A 16817-nucleotide genomic window follows, 5' to 3' on the forward strand; every position below is an offset into this window, starting at 1 on the left:
GGGTGAAAAGGTGATGCCGATGACCTCGGTGGATCCTTCGGCGACGCCCCCGGGGCCGGCGCACCGGGCGGCGGCCCCGGCCACCCGTCATGTCCGCGCTCAGGTGCGCCGTCGCGCCCGGCGGCGTACGCCGGTCCACGTCCGTTCACCGGGAGGCGCACGGACCCGATCCCCTATCCTGCGCGCACCGCGACAATCCAGTCACGCTACGCTCACGAGGATTCCGGCACAGGCACACGTCCCCCAGCACGTCACGGCAGAACGGCTCAAGGCACCACATGCCCCAGCACACCTCCGGGTCTGACCGCGCGGCAGTACCACCGGCTGCGCGTGGCACTGTGCGCCCTCCCGCCCCGTCCTCCCTCGACGAGCTGTGGCGCTCGTACAAGACCACGGGCGACGAGCGGCTGCGGGAGCAACTGATCCTGCACTACTCACCGCTGGTGAAGTACGTCGCGGGCCGGGTGAGCGTGGGGCTGCCGTCCAACGTGGAACAGGCGGACTTCGTCTCCTCCGGGGTCTTCGGACTGATCGACGCGATCGAGAAGTTCGACATCGAGCGCGCCATCAAGTTCGAGACGTACGCGATCACCCGCATCCGCGGCGCGATGATCGACGAACTCCGGGCGCTGGACTGGATTCCGCGCTCGGTGCGCCAGAAGGCCCGTGCCGTGGAGCGTGCCTACGCCACGCTGGAGGCCAAGCTCCGGCGCACCCCCTCGGAGTCCGAGGTCGCCGCCGAGATGGGCATCGCCCTGGAGGAACTGCACGCGGTTTTCAGCCAGTTGTCCCTGGCCAACGTCGTGGCGCTGGAGGAGCTGCTCCATGTCGGAGGCGACGGCGGGGACCGGCTCAGCCTCATGGACACGCTGGAGGACACCGCCGCCGACAACCCGGTGGAGGTGGCCGAGGACCGCGAGCTGAGAAGGCTTCTCGCCCGCGCGATCAACACCCTGCCCGACCGCGAGAAGACGGTCGTCACGCTCTACTACTACGAGGGACTCACTCTCGCGGAGATCGGCAACGTCCTCGGGGTGACCGAGAGCAGGGTCAGCCAGATCCACACCAAATCGGTGCTGCAACTGCGCGCCAAGCTCGCCGACGCCGGGCGCTGAGACCGCCCGCCCCGCCACCGGGCGCCCGGGACCGCTTCGGCCAATGGCCGGTACCGCCCGCCCCCTCTCGCGTACCCCTCGCCGTAGAGTGGACGGGTGCCCAGGATTCGAGCGGCCTCGGTGGCCGAGCACCGGACCATGCAGCGCGGCGCCCTCCTGGACGCAGCGCGCTCCCTGCTGTCCGAAGGGGGCACGGAAGCGCTGACCTTCCCCGCCCTCGCCGAACGCACGGGCCTCGCCCGCTCCTCCGTGTACGAGTACTTCCGGTCACGCGCCGCCGTCGTCGAGGAGCTCTGCGCCGTCGACTTCCCCGTGTGGGCGGCCGAGGTCGAGAGCGCGATGGACCGGGCGGACACGCCCGAGGCCAAGATCGAGGCGTACGTCAGGCGTCAGCTGGACCTCGTCGGGGACCGGCGCCACCGGGCCGTCGTCGCCATCTCCGCCAGTGAGCTCGACGCGGGCGCCCGCGAGAAGATCCGGGCCGCGCACGGCGGCCTGATCGCCATGATCGTGGAGGCCCTCGCGGATCTCGGGCACGACCAGCCCCGGCTGGCCGCCATGCTGCTCCAGGGCTCCGTCGACGCGGCCGTCCGCCGGATCGAACTGACCGTGGCGGAGGAGCCCGCCGTGATCGCGGACACGGCCGTCGCCATGATCCTCGACGGCGTCCGGGGCGCCCGCGCCGCCGAGAGCTGAGGCCCCGGTTCCGCCGAGGGCTCGGACAGCGGCACGCCGAACACCGGAAGCAGCCGGGACGGCCCCCGCCGCAGCAGCTCCGGCGGCAGCAGCGACAGCGGGTCCAGATAGGCGTCGGCGCGGCGCAGCCCCCAGTGCAGACAGCCTTCCGCGCAGTGGAACGGGCCGGCCGCCAGGGCCGCGACGATCTGGCCCGTCGTGACCTCGTCCCCCTCCGCCACCCTCGGGCGCACCGGCTCGTAGGTGGTCCGCAGCGGCGGATCGCCCGTCCCGGCGAGCTCGATCACCACCACCCCGCGCCCCGCCACGCTCCCCGCGAAGGACACCCGGCCCGAGGCCGCCGCGCGCACATCGGCGCCCGGAGCCGCGCCGAGATCCACCCCCCGGTGACCGCGCGCGTACGGAGTGGCGGGCGGATCCCATCCGCGCAGGACGGCGGGCCGCCCGGCCAGCGGCCACCCGCGCCGGTCCGCGGGGCCGGCCGGGCCGGGGGGCGCCTCGGCCCGTACGGGCACGGCCGCGGTCCCGGCACCGGCGGCCCGGAGGGCCGGACGGACGGCGGGCCCGCCGTACGCCGGGGCCGGCGGCCGGGAAAGCAGGCCCAGAAGCAGGCCCAGAAGCAGGCAGGCGAGCAGACAGACGCGCAGGCGCGTCGGAGGGCGGGGGCCGCGCGGGCGGTCACGGTTGGTGAGGGAACGCATACCGACACGGTCTCCGACCGGCCCGATTCATGGGGATCATGGCGGAAATCTGTGGACTACCGGCCGGTTGTGGACAGCGCCGTCACCCGGCACCCGACGGGTCCCGTACACTTCTTCTGGCGATCCGGGTCACCGGGTCGACTTCGCACGCCCCGCCACCTCCCTCTTCGCGGAGGTGGCCGCGCTCCTCGGTCCCTCGTGGCACGGCGCGTCGGGGCGTCAGGCGCGACGGCAAACCCGCGGTCGCGACAACCGAGCACCTCAAGGAGAACGGCCATGGCCGTCGTCACGATGCGGGAGCTGCTGGAAAGCGGCGTCCACTTCGGTCACCAGACCCGTCGCTGGAACCCGAAGATGAAGCGCTTCATCTTCACCGAGCGCAACGGCATCTACATCATCGACCTGCTCCAGTCGCTGTCGTACATCGACCGCGCCTACGAGTTCGTCAAGGAGACCGTCGCGCACGGCGGCTCCATCATGTTCGTGGGTACGAAGAAGCAGGCCCAGGAGGCCATCGCCGAGCAGGCGACGCGCGTCGGCATGCCGTACGTCAACCAGCGTTGGCTCGGTGGCATGCTCACCAACTTCTCCACCGTCTACAAGCGCCTTCAGCGTCTGAAGGAGCTCGAGCTCATCGACTTCGAGGACGTGGCCGCCTCCGGCCTCACCAAGAAGGAGCTCCTGGTCCTCTCCCGCGAGAAGGCCAAGCTGGAGAAGACCCTCGGTGGTATCCGCGAGATGCAGAAGGTGCCGAGCGCCGTCTGGATCGTCGACACCAAGAAGGAGCACATCGCCGTCGGTGAGGCGCGCAAGCTCCACATCCCGGTCGTCGCGATCCTGGACACCAACTGCGACCCCGACGAGGTCGACTACAAGATTCCGGGCAACGACGACGCGATCCGCTCCGTCACCCTGCTCACCCGTGTGATCGCCGACGCCGTCGCCGAGGGCCTCATCGCCCGCTCCGGCGCCGCGACCGGCGACTCGAAGCCGGGCGAGAAGGCCGCCGGCGAGCCCCTCGCCGAGTGGGAGCGTGACCTGCTCGAGGGCGACAAGAAGGCCGACGCCGAGGTCCAGTCCTCCGCCGAGACCGAGAAGGTCGCCGACGCCGAGGTCCCCGCCGCCGAGGCCGCTGCCGCCGAGGCCGCCACCGAGGCCCCGGCCGCGGACGCCGAGCAGGCCTGACACCCGTCACGGCTGAAGACGGCGGGGGCGGGTGCCACAGGCATCGCCCCCGCCGTCCACCCGTAGATCTTTCAGACTCCGAGAGAGAAACACAGACTCATGGCGAACTACACCGCCGCTGACGTCAAGAAGCTCCGTGAGCTCACCGGCGCCGGCATGATGGACTGCAAGAAGGCCCTCGACGAGGCCGACGGCAACGTCGAAGGTGCCGTCGAGGCGCTCCGTATCAAGGGCCAGAAGGGCGTCGCCAAGCGCGAGGGCCGTTCCGCCGAGAACGGTGCCGTCGTCTCCCTGGTCTCCGACGACAACACCTCCGGTGTGCTCGTCGAGCTGAAGTGCGAGACCGACTTCGTCGCCAAGGGTGACAAGTTCCAGGCCGTCGCCAACGCGCTCGCCGCCCATGTCGCCGCGACCTCCCCGGCCGACCTCGACGCGCTGCTCGCGTCCGAGATCGAGCCCGGCAAGACCGTCCAGGCGTACGTGGACGAGGCCAACGCCAACCTCGGCGAGAAGATCGTCCTGGACCGCTTCGCGCAGTTCCAGGGTGCCTTCGTCTCCGTCTACATGCACCGCACCATGCCCGACCTGCCGCCGCAGATCGGTGTGATGGTCGAGCTGGACAAGGCCGACGCCGAGCTGGCCAAGGGCATCGCCCAGCACATCGCCGCCTTCGCGCCGAAGTACCTCTCCCGCGAGGACGTCCCGGCCGAGGTCGTCGAGGCCGAGCGCCGCGTCGCCGAGGAGACCACCCGCGCCGAGGGCAAGCCGGAGGCCGCGCTCCCGAAGATCGTCGAGGGTCGCGTCAACGGCTTCTTCAAGGAGGCGACCCTCCTCGGACAGCCGTACGCCCTGGACAACAAGAAGTCCGTCGAGAAGGTCCTGGCCGAGGCCGGTGTCAGCCTGAAGCGCTTCACGCGCATCAAGGTCGGCATCTGAGTCCGTCCGCGAAAAACGGTGGACCCCGATAGGGTCTGGTGCAGTCGACGGCCGCACACCGCCGTACGACCGCAGATCTGACGAGGAGGCCATTGCCGCTGAGGGACACCAGACCCACCGGCAATGGCCTTCTTCGTATGTGCACGAGGAGAATCTCCATGAACAAGGGCGCGGACGCCGTACAGGGTGACCACAAGCGCGACGACGGCAAGGTGCCCGGACGCTTCATGCTGAAGCTGTCCGGCGAGGCGTTCGCCGGGGGCGGCGGCCTCGGTGTCGACCCCGACGTCGTGCACACCATCGCCCGCGAGATCGCGGCGGTCGTCCGTGACGGCGCGGAAATCGCGGTCGTCATCGGCGGCGGCAACTTCTTCCGCGGTGCCGAGCTCCAGCAGCGCGGCATGGACCGGGCCCGGTCCGACTACATGGGCATGCTCGGCACCGTCATGAACTGCCTGGCGCTCCAGGACTTCCTGGAGAAGGAAGGCATCGACTCCCGCGTCCAGACGGCCATCACCATGGGCCAGGTCGCGGAGCCGTACATCCCGCTGCGTGCCGTGCGGCACCTGGAGAAGGGGCGCGTCGTGATCTTCGGCGCGGGCATGGGCATGCCGTACTTCTCCACCGACACCACCGCGGCACAGCGCGCCCTGGAGATCGACGCCGAGGCGCTGCTGATGGGGAAGAACGGTGTGGACGGGGTCTACGACTCCGACCCGAAGACCAACCCCGCGGCCGTGAAGTTCGACGCGCTGGAGTACAGCGAGGTGCTCGCCCGCGATCTCAAGGTCGCCGACGCCACCGCCATCACGCTCTGCCGTGACAACGAGCTGCCGATCCTCGTCTTCGAGCTGACCGCCGAGGGCAATATCGCCCGCGCGGTCAAGGGTGAGAAGATCGGCACGCTCGTGAGCGACCGGGGCACCCGGGTCTGACCCGCCGGCGGGGCGGCAGGCGGGGGACCCGCCGCCGTCCCGTGGGGCCACGGGACGGCCCCGAAAGATGGACAACGGCCTGCCGGTCGGACACCGTGCAGGTGAGGACGCGACGCAGGACCCGCAGGGCCCGAGCATGCCGGGCCCGCTCAAGACACGCAGGAGCACGTGGTGATCGAAGAAATCCTCCTCGAAGCCGAGGAGAAGATGGAGAAGGCCGTCGTGGTCGCGAAAGAGGACTTCGCCGCCATCCGCACCGGCCGTGCGCACCCGGCGATGTTCAACAAGATCGTCGCCGACTACTACGGCGCGCTGACCCCGATCAACCAGCTGGCCTCGTTCTCGGTGCCGGAGCCCCGGATGGCCGTCGTGACGCCGTTCGACAAGACCGCGCTGCGCAACATCGAGCAGGCGATCCGCGACTCGGACCTCGGCGTCAACCCGAGCAACGACGGCAATATCATCCGGGTGACCTTCCCGGACCTCACCGAGGAGCGTCGTCGCGACTACATCAAGGTCGCGAAGACCAAGGCCGAGGACTCCAAGATCTCGATCCGGGCCGTGCGCCGCAAGGCCAAGGAGTCGCTCGACAAGCTGGTGAAGGACAAGGAGTCGGGCGAGGACGAGGTGCGCCGCGCCGAGAAGGAGCTCGACGACACCACCGCGAAGTACGTGGCGCAGGTGGACGAGCTGCTGAAGCACAAGGAAGCCGAGCTGCTCGAAGTCTGATGAACGACTCCTCCTGGGGCGCCCCGCCGGGCGCCGGCCACGGGGCCGCCCCCGAGATGTGGGCCGCTCCGGCGGGTCCTGCCCGTGATGTGCACGACGGCCAGCAGACTCGGCCCATGCCCATCGTGCCGGACAGTCCCGACGCAGGTAGAGACGCTGATGACCGTGATGACCGGGACCGGGGGGCCGGACGCCTGAGCGGCGGCCCCCTGTTCCGTGACGAGATGCCGCAGGAGCCCATGTCCACCGCGCCGCCACCCCCGCAGAAGAAGCGTGCGGGCCGTGATCTGGGATCCGCGATAGGAGTCGGCGTGGGCCTCGGGGCCGTCGTCGTCGCCTCGCTGTTCATCGTCAAGGCCGTCTTCGTCGGTGTGATCGCCGTCGCCGTCGTCGTGGGCCTCTGGGAGCTGACCTCCCGGCTGGAGGAACGCAAGGACATCAAGGCGCCCCTCGTCCCGCTCGCGATCGGCGGCGCGGCCATGGTCGTGGCCGGTTACGCGCGCGGCGCCGAGGGAGCCTGGGTCGCCATGGCCCTGACCACCCTGGCGGTCCTGGTCTGGCGCATGGCCGAGCCGCCGGAGGGGTACCTCAAGGACGTCACGGCGGGTGTCTTCGCCGCGTTCTACGTGCCCTTCCTGGCCACCTTCGTCGCCCTGCTCCTGAAGGCCGACGACGGACCGCAGCGGGTCCTGACCTTCCTGCTGCTGACCGTGGTCAGCGATACGGGCGCCTACGCCGTCGGCTGGCGCTTCGGCAAGCACAAGCTCGCCCCGCGCATCAGCCCCGGGAAGACCCGCGAGGGCCTCTTCGGAGCGGTCGCCTTCGCGATGGTCGCCGGCGCGCTCTGCATGCAGTTCCTGGTCGACGACGGCACCTGGTGGCAGGGCCTGCTCCTCGGCCTCGCCGTCGCCGCCAGCGCCACCCTGGGCGACCTGGGCGAGTCCATGATCAAGCGCGACCTCGGGATCAAGGACATGGGCACGCTGCTGCCCGGCCACGGCGGCATCATGGACCGCCTGGACTCCCTCCTGCCGACCGCACCGGTTGTCTGGCTGCTCCTGGCGGTCTTCGTCGGCTCCGGCTGACCCGGACCGCCCCGCGCCCGCACACGAGGGCCCACGCCTGCGGGCGTCGGGCCCTCGTGGCATGTCCGGGGCCGGGCACACCCGGCCCGACCTGCGACGTCATGGGCGAGAGCCCGTCGTCCACAGGACGGCGGGCGTTGCCCGTCGCGTCTGCGACACTGGAAGAACCATGCCTAAGCCCGGAGAACTCACTTTCGTCGCGCCCCGCGGAGCCAAGAAGCCGCCGCGGCACCTCGCCGACCTCACGCCCGCCGAGCGCAAGGAGGCCGTCGCCGCGATCGGCGAGAAGCCGTTCCGTGCGCAGCAGCTGTCGCAGCACTACTTCGCGCGGTACGCGCACGACCCGTCGGAGTGGACGAACATTCCGGCGGGGTCGCGGGACAAGCTGCGGGAGGCGATGTTCCCGGACCTGATGTCGGTGGTGCGCCACATCAGCTGCGACGACGACACGACGCGCAAGACGCTGTGGAAGCTGCACGACGGCACGCTGGTCGAGTCGGTGCTGATGCGGTATCCGGAGCGGGTGACGATGTGCATCTCGTCGCAGGCGGGATGCGGGATGAACTGCCCGTTCTGCGCCACGGGGCAGGCCGGCCTCGACCGGAATCTGTCGACGGCGGAGATCGTCCACCAGATCGTGGACGGGATGCGCGCGCTGCGGGACGGGGAGGTCCCGGGCGGACCGGCCCGGCTGTCCAACATCGTGTTCATGGGCATGGGCGAGCCGCTGGCCAACTACAACCGGGTCGTGGGGGCCATCCGCCGGCTGACCGATCCCGAGCCGGACGGTCTCGGACTGTCGCAGCGGGGGATCACCGTGTCCACGGTCGGGCTGGTGCCCGCGATGCTGCGGTTCGCCGACGAGGGCTTCAAGTGCCGGCTGGCCGTCTCGCTGCACGCGCCGGACGACGAACTGCGCGACACGCTCGTTCCGGTGAACACGCGCTGGAAGGTGCGCGAGGTGCTGGACGCCGCGTGGGAGTACGCGGAGAAGTCCGGGCGCCGTATCTCCATCGAGTACGCGCTGATCCGCGACATCAACGACCAGGCGTGGCGCGGGGACCGGCTCGGCCGGCTTCTCAAGGGCAAGCGCGTTCACGTCAACCTGATCCCGCTGAACCCGACGCCCGGCTCGAAGTGGACCGCCTCGCGGCCCGAGGACGAGAAGGCGTTCGTCGAGGCGATCGCCGCGCACGGGGTGCCGGTCACGGTCCGGGACACCCGGGGCCAGGAGATCGACGGGGCCTGCGGTCAGCTGGCGGCGGCCGAGCGCTGAGGCCGGAAACCGCCGTGTAGCCTGGGCTCGAAGTCAATTTCATATTTCCGACAGGGGAGCGCCACAGCGCTGAGAGTGCGGCACCGAGGACAGGTCGGCCGCAGACCCTCTGAACCTCGCCCGGGTCATTCCGGGTAGGAAGTTCGGACCATACTCAAGCTGTTGCGCCCTGCCCGCTTCCGGTTCCGTACCGGTGCGGGCAGGGCCGCGTCTCTTCCTGGTCACGTCCAGGAGGAATCACATGAGCACCACCAAGAAGTTCGCGGTGACGGCCGTCGCCGCCGCGCTCGGCGCGACCGCGCTGGCCGGCTGCGGCTCCGACGACGGGGCGTCCGGGACGAAGGGGACCCGGGACAGCGGTTCGAAGACCGTCACCCTCGTCAGCCACGACTCCTTCAACGCCTCCAAGGAGGTGCTGAAGGAGTTCACCCGGCAGACCGGCTACACCGTCAAGGTCCTCAAGAGCGGCGACGCGGGCGCCGCCCTCAACCAGGAGATCCTGACCAAGGGTTCGCCCCGGGGCGACGTCTTCTTCGGCGTCGACAACACCCTGCTCTCCCGCGCCCTCGACAACGGCCTGTTCACGCCGTACGAGGCCAAGGGGCTCGGCAAGGTCGCCGCCGCCACGCAGCTCGACGCCGAGAAGCACCGCGTCACGCCCGTCGACACCGGTGACATCTGCGTCAACTACGACAAGAAGTACTTCGCGGACAAGAAGCTCGCGCCGCCGCGGACCTTCGAGGACCTGGCGAAGCCCGCGTACCGGAACCTGCTCGTCACCGAGAACGCCGCGACCTCCTCGCCCGGCCTCGGCTTCCTCCTCGGCACCGTCGCCGCCTACGGCGAGGACGGCTACCAGGACTACTGGAAGAAGCTGAAGGCCAACGGCGTCAAGGTCGTCGACGGCTGGGAGCAGGCGTACAACGAGGAGTTCTCCGGCTCCGCCGGCGGCAGGAAGGCCAAGGCCGACCGCCCGCTGGTCGTCAGCTACGCCTCCAGCCCGCCCGTCGAGGTGCTGTACGCCGACCCGCGGCCCAAGACCGCCCCGACCGGTGTCGCCACCGGCACCTGCTTCCGCCAGATCGAGTTCGCCGGACTGCTCGACGGGGCGAAGAACGAGGCGGGCGGCAAGGCCCTGCTGGACTTCCTGGTCAGCGAGCCGTTCCAGGAGGACATGCCACTGAACATGTTCGTCAGCCCGGTGAACGAGGACGCGAAGGTGCCCGCGCTCTTCACCGAGTTCGGTGCCGTCGTCGACAAGCCGACGACCGTGGCCCCGGACGCGATCGCCAAGAACCGTGAGCAGTGGGTCCAGTCGTGGTCCTCGCTCGTCGTGAAGTAGCCGGGCCCCCCGTACGCGGACCGGGCGCGCGCGGGAGGTCCGCGCGTGCCCGGTCCCTGCGCGCCGGCGCGGTCCGGCTCGGTCTGATGGCCGTTCCGGTGGCGTTCTTCGCGCTGTTCTTCGCCTACCCCGTCGCCGCGATCGTGGGGCGCGGGCTCAAGGCGGACGGCGTCTGGCAGTTCGGGCGGTTCGGCGAGGTGCTGAGCCGGCCCGACATCGTGGACGTCCTGTGGTTCACGCTCTGGCAGGCCCTCGCCTCGACCGCGCTGACCCTGGTGATCGCCCTGCCCGGCGCGTACGTCCTCGCCCGGTTCGACTTCCCCGGCCGACAGCTCCTGAGGGCCGTCGTCACCGTGCCCTTCGTCCTGCCGACCGTCGTCGTCGGCACGGCCTTCCTCGCCCTCCTCGGGCGCGGCGGCCTGCTGGACGACCTGTGGGGCGTGCGGCTCGACACCACCGTGTGGGCGATCCTGCTGGCGCACGTCTTCTTCAACTACGCGGTCGTCGTGCGCACCGTCGGGGGACTCTGGGCGCAGCTCGACCCCCGGCAGGAGGAGGCCGCGCGGGTGCTGGGCGCCGGACGGTTCGCCGCCTGGCGCCGGGTCACCCTGCCCGCGCTCGCGCCCGCGGTGGCGGCTGCCGGGCTGATGGTCTTCCTCTTCACCTTCACCTCCTTCGGCGTCGTCCAGATCCTCGGCGGCCCCGGGTTCTCCACCCTGGAGGTGGAGATCTACCGGCAGACCGCGCAACTGCTCGACCTGCCCACGGCCGCCGTGCTGACGCTGGTGCAGTTCGCCGCGGTCGGCGGCGTCCTCGCCGTGCACGCCAGGACCGTGCGGCGCCGGGAGACCGCGCTGAAGCTCGTCGACCCGGCGCGCACGGCACACCGGCCGCGCGGGGCGGGGCAGTGGGCGCTGCTCGGCGGGGTGCTGGCGACGGTCCTGGTGCTGATCCTGCTGCCGCTCGGCGTGCTGGTGGAGCGCTCGTTCGACGTCTCGGGCGGCCACGGCCTCGCGTACTACCGGGCCCTCGGATCCGCCGAGGCCAACAGCGGCACGTTCCTCGTCGCGCCGCTGGAGGCGATCGGGAACTCCCTGCGGTACGCGGTCGTCGCCACCCTCATCGCGGTGGTCGTCGGGGGACTGGCCGCCGCCGCCCTGACCCGGAGGGCCGGACGCCTCGTCCGCGGCTTCGACGCGCTGCTGATGCTGCCGCTCGGCGTCTCCGCCGTCACCGTCGGCTTCGGCTTCCTGATCACCCTGGACGAACCGCCCCTGGACCTGCGGACCTCCTGGATCCTGGTGCCGCTCGCCCAGGCGCTGGTCGGGGTGCCCTTCGTCGTACGCACCCTGCTGCCGGTCCTGAGGGCGGTGGACGGGCGGCTGCGCGAGGCCGCCGCGGTGCTGGGCGCCTCGCCGTGGCGTGCCTGGCGGGAGGTGGATCTGCCGCTGGTGCGCCGGGCGCTGCTGGTCGCGGCCGGGTTCGCGTTCGCCGTGTCGCTCGGGGAGTTCGGGGCCACCGTCTTCATCGCCCGGCCCGACACCCCGACGCTGCCGGTGGCGGTGGCTCGGCTGCTGGGCCGCTCCGGGGAGCTGAACTACGGCCAGGCGATGGCCCTCAGCACCGTTCTCATGCTTGTGTGCGCGGTCTCGTTGCTGCTGCTCGAACGTATCCGCGTCGACCGTTCCGGGGAGTTCTAGGGATGCTGACACTCGAATCGGCCACCGTCCGCTTCGGCGGCCGGGCGGCGCTGGACGCCGTCGACCTGGAGGTCGCCGCGCACGAGATCGTCTGTGTGCTGGGGCCGAGCGGCAGCGGCAAGTCGACCCTGCTGCGGGTCGTCGCGGGACTCCAGCCCGCCGACGGAGGGCGGGTCCTGCTGGACGGCGCCGACCAGGACGGGGTGCCGGTGCACCGGCGCGGGCTCGGCCTGATGTTCCAGGACCACCAGCTCTTCCCGCACCGCGACGCCGGTGCCAATGTGGCCTTCGGGCTGCGGATGCACGGGGTGCCCCGGGACGAGCGGAACCGCAGGGTCGCCGAACTCCTCGATCTGGTGGGGCTGCCCGGTGCCGGGCGCCGCGCCGTCGCCGAACTCTCCGGCGGTGAGCAGCAGCGCGTCGCCCTGGCCCGCGCCCTGGCCCCCCGCCCCAAGCTGCTGATGCTCGACGAGCCGCTGGGGCAGCTGGACCGGGGGCTGCGCGAACGGCTCGTCGTCGAGCTGCGCACCCTGTTCGCCCGGCTGGGGACGACGGTCCTGGCCGTCACCCACGACCAGGGGGAGGCTTTCGCGCTCGCGGACCGGGTCGTCGTGATGCGGGACGGACGCATCGCCCAGGCGGGCACCCCGCTGGAGGTGTGGCGGCGTCCGGCGTCCGCCTTCGTCGCCCGTTTCCTGGGCTTCGACAACGTGGTGGAGGCGACCGTCACCGGCGGGGCGGCGGAGACGGTCTGGGGCAGGGTGCCGGTGCCGGCCGGTTCGCCGCAGGGCGTCTGCGACCTGCTGGTCCGGCCGGCCGGGGTGCGCGTCGGGGCGCCCTCGGACGGGCTGCGGTGCACGGTGGAGGCCCGCACCTTCCGGGGCCACCACGTCGCCGTGACCCTGCGCCCCGCGCACGGCCCGGCGCTGGACGCCGAGTGCCCGCTGAACGCCACCCCGGACGAGGGCGCCGAGGTCGGCGTCACCTTCGACCCGGCGGAGTGCGTCGTCCTGCCCACCGCGCGCTGACCGGCCGCCGGCCCCTCACGGGGTCAGCGGCAGCGCGCCCAGCTCGGCGATCGCCCAGGTCAGCGGCGCGAACACCAGCAGCAGAACGCCCGCGCGCAGCGCCGTCGCCGCGCGCAGCGCCGAGACCGGCGCACCGAGCCGCAGCAGCGCGCGCGCCGTCCGGGCGCGGGCCTGCCGGGCCTCCAGAGCCGTGGTCAGCAGCGTCGCCGTCGTGCACCCGATGACGAGCACGGCGCCCAGGGCCGTGAGCGGGCCGAAGGGCCTCGGCCCCGTCCCGTACAGCGCGAACGCGGCGACGACGGCGGAGACCACCGCGCAGACCACGCCCAGCGGACGGCCGATCCGCTGCGCCTCGTCCATCAGGACCCGCCCCGCCAGCAGGCGTACGGCGCCGGGGCGCGCCGCCTGCAGCAGCCGGCCGCACAGATGGGTCAGCCCGGGGCCGGCCATGGCCAGGCCGATGGCCGTCAGCGTCCAGCCCACCAGCACCCAGGCAGGGGTGGAGTCGAGCCGGCCGGGCATCGGGAAGGGGCTGCCGGACGTGGTGCGGTTGGCGTACGCCTCCACGGCCAGCCCGGCGGCGGTCAGGGCCACCCCCCAGGGCAGCCCCGCCGGAGCGGTGGCCGGTGCGGCGATCTGCTCGTCGGGCACCAGGTCCTCGGCGTCGTCCCGGGCACCCGGCCGCACCGGCCGGGTCCGCAGGGCCAGCGCGCTCGCGGACGAGGCGGTCACGGGCACCACGGCCAGCAGGAGGAGGACGGCCGCGAGCGGCAGGGGGGCGTCGGCGGCCAGCAGCCCGGCCGCCGCGCCGTCGAACGGCAGCCCCGACAGATCGCCGCGCAGATGCAGGAAGAACAGCAGCGCGACCATCGAGCCCAGCGTGCAGGAGACGGCCGTGGAGACCGCCGCGATCACGCTGAGCCGGACCGGGCCGAGGCCGACGGCGGAGAGTCCGGGCCGGGGCCGGGTGCTGGGGTCCGTGCGGGCCACCGCGACCGCGAACTGCACGGTGGCGGCCAGCGGGACCAGGCACCACAGCAGCCGGAGCACGGAACCCGCCGAGTGCGCGGGGTGGCCCGAGGCGTAGCCGAGCGTGCAGAGCAGGAGGAAGCCGACCCCGGCCGACGCGGCGGCCACGAGCAGCCGCCCGGCCAGGACCAGGGGATGGGAACCGCGGGCTAGACGGAGAGCGAGCACGCCGCGCGGCCCTCCGCATCGGGCTCGGCGCGCCGGCCGGCCGCGGCGGCCCGCCGGCCGTCCAGCAGCGGCACCTCGCGGTCGGCCAGTGCCGCGATCTCCGCGTCGTGCGTGGCGACCACGACGGTGATGCCGTGCGACCGGGCCGCGCTCGTCAGGGTGCGCAGGACGTGGGCGCGGTCCGTGCGGTGCAGCGAGGCCGTGGGCTCGTCGGCGAAGATCACCGAGGGGGCGCCGGCCAGGGCACGGGCCACCGAGATCCGCTGGCGCTGGCTCTGCTGGAGGGTGTGCGGACGCTTTCGCGCGCAGGGGCCGATGTCCAGGCGCTCCAGCCACTCCATGGCGGCCTTCTTGGCCTCGCGGTGCGGGACGCCGCGCAGCAGGAGCGGCAGGGCGGTGTTCTCCCAGGTGTTCAGTTCCGGGACGAGCTGCGGTTCGGGGGCGATCCAGCCGAACCTGTCGCGGCGCAGCCGCTCGCGCAGCCGGGGGCCCATGGTGTGGACCGGAACGCTGTTGAACCACACCTCGCCCTGCTGGGGCACGAGCTGGCCCGACAGGCAGTGCAGCAGCGTCGTCTTGCCGCTGCCGCGCGGTCCGGTCACGGCGAGGATCTCGCCGTCGCGGATGCCCAGGGAGACCCCGCCGAGCGCGGGCGAGCCGTTGTGGGAGTGCTGCAGGGAACGTGCCCAGATCACGTCGTTGTCCGGCGGGGCCACCATGGCGTACACCTCGGTTCAGATCAGAAATCCCGTTCCCCCGTACGGGGGAACGAAGGCGGGGCCGATCGGTCACTCGGCACCGTAGGGATTCGGATCGCGGTGTGCGCACAGCACGCGGCCCGGGTGCGCCCCTTCCCACTCGAATGGGCGCACCCGGGCCGTGCGGGCCGTATGAAATGACCGCCGCGGCCCCCCTGAGGGGAGGGTCGAGCGGCGGTCGAACGGGGGCCGGGCCCTGGGCCGTCCGGCCCAAGGCGCGGCCCGGCCGTCAGAGCTTCGTCCAGGCCTCGGTCAGGACGGACCGGAGGATGCCCTCGATCTCGTCGAACGTGGACTGGTCGGAGACCAGCGGCGGGGCGAGCTGGACGACCGGGTCGCCGCGGTCGTCGGCCCGGCAGTACAGGCCGTTGTCGTAGAGCGCCTTGGAGAGGAAGCCGTACAGGACGCGCTCGGTCTCCTCGTCGGTGAAGGTCTCCTTGGTGGCCTTGTCCTTCACCAGCTCGATGCCGTAGAAGAAGCCGTTGCCGCGGACGTCGCCGACGATCGGCAGGTCGTGCAGCTTCTGGAGCGTGGTGAGGAAGGCGTTCTCGTGGTCGAGGACGTGCTGGTTGAGGCCCTCGCGCTCGAAGATGTCGAGGTTGGCGAGGCCGACCGCGGCGGAGACCGGGTGGCCGCCGAAGGTGTAGCCGTGCAGGAAGGTGTTGTCGGCCTCGTAGAACGGCGCGGCGAGCCGGTCCGAGACGATGCAGGCACCGATCGGGGAGTAGCCCGAGGTCATGCCCTTGGCGCAGGTGATCATGTCCGGCACGTAGCCGAACTTGTCGCAGGCGAACATCGTGCCGAGGCGGCCGAAGGCGCAGATGACCTCGTCGGAGACGAGCAGCACGTCGTACTGGTCGCAGATCTCGCGGACCCGCTGGAAGTAGCCGGGCGGCGGCGGGAAGCAGCCGCCGGCGTTCTGCACCGGCTCCAGGAAGACCGCGGCGACGGTGTCGGGGCCCTCGAACAGGATCTGCTGCTCGATCTGGTCGGCGGCCCAGCGGCCGAACGCCTCGGGGTCGTCGCCGTGGATCGGGGCGCGGTAGATGTTGGTGTTCGCCACCTTGTGCGCGCCGGGGACCAGCGGCTCGAAGGGGGCCTTGAGGGCCGGCAGACCGGTGATGGACAGGGCGCCCTGGGGGGTGCCGTGGTAGGCGACCGCGCGGGAGATGACCTTGTACTTGGTCGGCTTGCCCTTGAGCTTGAAGTACTGCTTCGCCAGCTTCCAGGCGGTCTCGACCGCCTCGCCGCCGCCGGTGGTGAAGAAGACCTTGTTGAGGTCGCCCGGGGCGTAGTCCGCGAGGCGCTCGGCCAGTTCGACGGCCTTCGGGTGGGCGTAGGACCACACCGGGAAGAAGGCCAGCTCCTGGGCCTGCTTGTAGGCGGCCTCGGCGAGCTCGTGGCGGCCGTGGCCGGCGTTGACCACGAACAGGCCGGACAGGCCGTCGAGGTAGCGCTTGCCCTGGTCGTCGTAGATGTAGGTGCCCTCGCCACGCACGATGGTGGGAACGGGCGCGTTCTCGTAGTCCGACATGCGGGTGAAGTGCATCCACAGGTGGTCGTACGCGGTCCGGCTGAGGTCCTTGCTCACGGCTATCGGGTTCCCCACATATAGGTCTGCTTCTTGAGCTTGAGGTAGACGAAGCTCTCGGTGGAGCGCACGCCGGGGATGGCCCGGATGCGTTTGTTGATCGTCTCCAGCAGGTGGTCGTCGTCCTCGCAGACGATCTCCACCATCAGGTCGAAGGAGCCCGCGGTCATCACCACGTACTCGCATTCGTCCATGGCCGCCAGGGCTTCCGCCACCGGGTCGAGGTCGCCCTCGACGTTGATCCCGACCATCGCCTGCCGCCGGAATCCCACGGTGAGCGGGTCGGTGACGGCGACGATCTGCATCACGCCCTGGTCCAGCAGTTTCTGGACGCGCTGGCGTACGGCGGCCTCGGAGAGGCCGACGGCCTTGCCGATCGCGGCGTAGGGACGGCGCCCGTCCTCCTGGAGCTGTTCGATGATCGCCAGGGAGACGGCATCGACCGCTGGGGACGATCCGCTCCCGTTCCTGGAGTCTGCGCTGCGACTGGCCACGGAGCCACTCTGCACCGGGACTCGTCGGTATCGCAACCCTGGATCGATG

Annotated in this window: 14 protein-coding genes and 2 pseudogenes; 11 read left to right on the forward strand and 5 right to left on the reverse strand. The window is 71.5% G+C overall.

What is annotated here, in order from left to right; translation table 11 throughout:
* The first annotated feature begins 278 nt into the window (after positions 1–278).
* Positions 279–1115 carry an RNA polymerase sigma factor WhiG gene (gene whiG, locus ACWCXC_RS20300; RefSeq protein ID WP_450890117.1) on the forward strand — a complete coding sequence of 279 codons (837 nt, stop codon included), beginning with the start codon at positions 279–281 and terminating at the stop codon, positions 1113–1115.
* 120 nt (positions 1116–1235) lie between these two features.
* Entirely contained in the window at positions 1236–1811 is a 576-nt protein-coding gene (locus ACWCXC_RS20305; protein ID WP_450680789.1) for a TetR/AcrR family transcriptional regulator, read from the forward strand.
* Positions 1812–1969: 158 nt separating this feature from the next.
* Here ACWCXC_RS20305 and ACWCXC_RS20310 read toward each other — a convergent pair.
* Positions 1970–2512: pseudogene (locus ACWCXC_RS20310) on the reverse strand (peptidoglycan DD-metalloendopeptidase family protein); the annotation flags it as partial.
* Between the two features lie 276 nt (positions 2513–2788).
* On the opposite strand from ACWCXC_RS20310, the gene rpsB reads away from it, so the two are divergent.
* From rpsB to ACWCXC_RS20355, 9 genes are all read left to right on the forward strand, one after another.
* The gene (rpsB, locus tag ACWCXC_RS20315; protein ID WP_450680736.1) at positions 2789–3697 is read left to right on the forward strand and encodes a 30S ribosomal protein S2; all 909 of its coding nucleotides are present in this window, start codon (positions 2789–2791) and stop codon (positions 3695–3697) included.
* 99 nt (positions 3698–3796) lie between these two features.
* Entirely contained in the window at positions 3797–4633 is an 837-nt protein-coding gene (gene tsf / locus ACWCXC_RS20320) for a translation elongation factor Ts (RefSeq protein WP_450680735.1), read from the forward strand.
* Positions 4634–4791: 158 nt separating this feature from the next.
* The gene (pyrH, locus tag ACWCXC_RS20325; protein ID WP_450890118.1) at positions 4792–5568 is read left to right on the forward strand and encodes a UMP kinase; all 777 of its coding nucleotides are present in this window, start codon (positions 4792–4794) and stop codon (positions 5566–5568) included.
* Between the two features lie 171 nt (positions 5569–5739).
* Positions 5740–6297, forward strand: coding sequence for a ribosome recycling factor (gene frr / locus ACWCXC_RS20330; RefSeq protein WP_450680733.1), 558 nt, complete (start codon positions 5740–5742; stop codon positions 6295–6297).
* Positions 6297–7382 (forward strand): phosphatidate cytidylyltransferase, encoded by a 1086-nt coding sequence (locus ACWCXC_RS20335; protein WP_450680732.1) that lies wholly within the window; start codon positions 6297–6299, stop codon positions 7380–7382. The genes frr and ACWCXC_RS20335 overlap by 1 nt, the downstream gene beginning before the upstream one ends.
* 169 nt (positions 7383–7551) lie before the next feature.
* Positions 7552–8658, forward strand: coding sequence for a 23S rRNA (adenine(2503)-C(2))-methyltransferase RlmN (gene rlmN, locus ACWCXC_RS20340; protein WP_450890119.1), 1107 nt, complete (start codon positions 7552–7554; stop codon positions 8656–8658).
* Between the two features lie 241 nt (positions 8659–8899).
* On the forward strand, positions 8900–10000 hold the full coding sequence (locus ACWCXC_RS20345; protein WP_450890120.1) for a thiamine ABC transporter substrate-binding protein: 1101 nt from the start codon (positions 8900–8902) through the stop codon (positions 9998–10000).
* Positions 10001–10086: 86 nt separating this feature from the next.
* On the forward strand, positions 10087–11700 hold the full coding sequence (locus tag ACWCXC_RS20350; protein WP_450680729.1) for an ABC transporter permease: 1614 nt from the start codon (positions 10087–10089) through the stop codon (positions 11698–11700).
* 2 nt (positions 11701–11702) lie between these two features.
* A complete protein-coding gene (locus ACWCXC_RS20355) occupies positions 11703–12728 on the forward strand; it encodes an ABC transporter ATP-binding protein (RefSeq protein ID WP_450680728.1) in 1026 nt (341 codons plus the stop codon).
* Between the two features lie 15 nt (positions 12729–12743).
* Here ACWCXC_RS20355 and ACWCXC_RS20360 read toward each other — a convergent pair whose 3' ends face one another.
* From ACWCXC_RS20360 to ACWCXC_RS20375, 4 genes and pseudogenes are all read right to left on the reverse strand, one after another.
* The gene (locus ACWCXC_RS20360; RefSeq protein WP_450890121.1) at positions 12744–13925 is read right to left on the reverse strand and encodes a hypothetical protein; all 1182 of its coding nucleotides are present in this window, start codon (positions 13923–13925) and stop codon (positions 12744–12746) included.
* Positions 13907–14560 (reverse strand): annotated as a pseudogene (locus ACWCXC_RS20365) (ABC transporter ATP-binding protein); the annotation flags it as partial. The gene ACWCXC_RS20360 and the pseudogene ACWCXC_RS20365, both read right to left, overlap by 19 nt.
* Before the next feature lie 352 nt (positions 14561–14912).
* Positions 14913–16292: an aspartate aminotransferase family protein gene (locus ACWCXC_RS20370; RefSeq protein WP_450680726.1), complete on the reverse strand. Its 1380-nt coding sequence runs from the start codon at positions 16290–16292 to the stop codon at positions 14913–14915.
* Entirely contained in the window at positions 16277–16768 is a 492-nt protein-coding gene (locus ACWCXC_RS20375) for an Lrp/AsnC family transcriptional regulator (protein WP_450680725.1), read from the reverse strand. Before ACWCXC_RS20375 ends, ACWCXC_RS20370 begins: the two co-directional genes overlap by 16 nt.
* Positions 16769–16817: the final 49 nt, after the last annotated feature.

The sequence above is a fragment of the Streptomyces sp. NPDC001515 genome, from assembly GCF_053597115.1.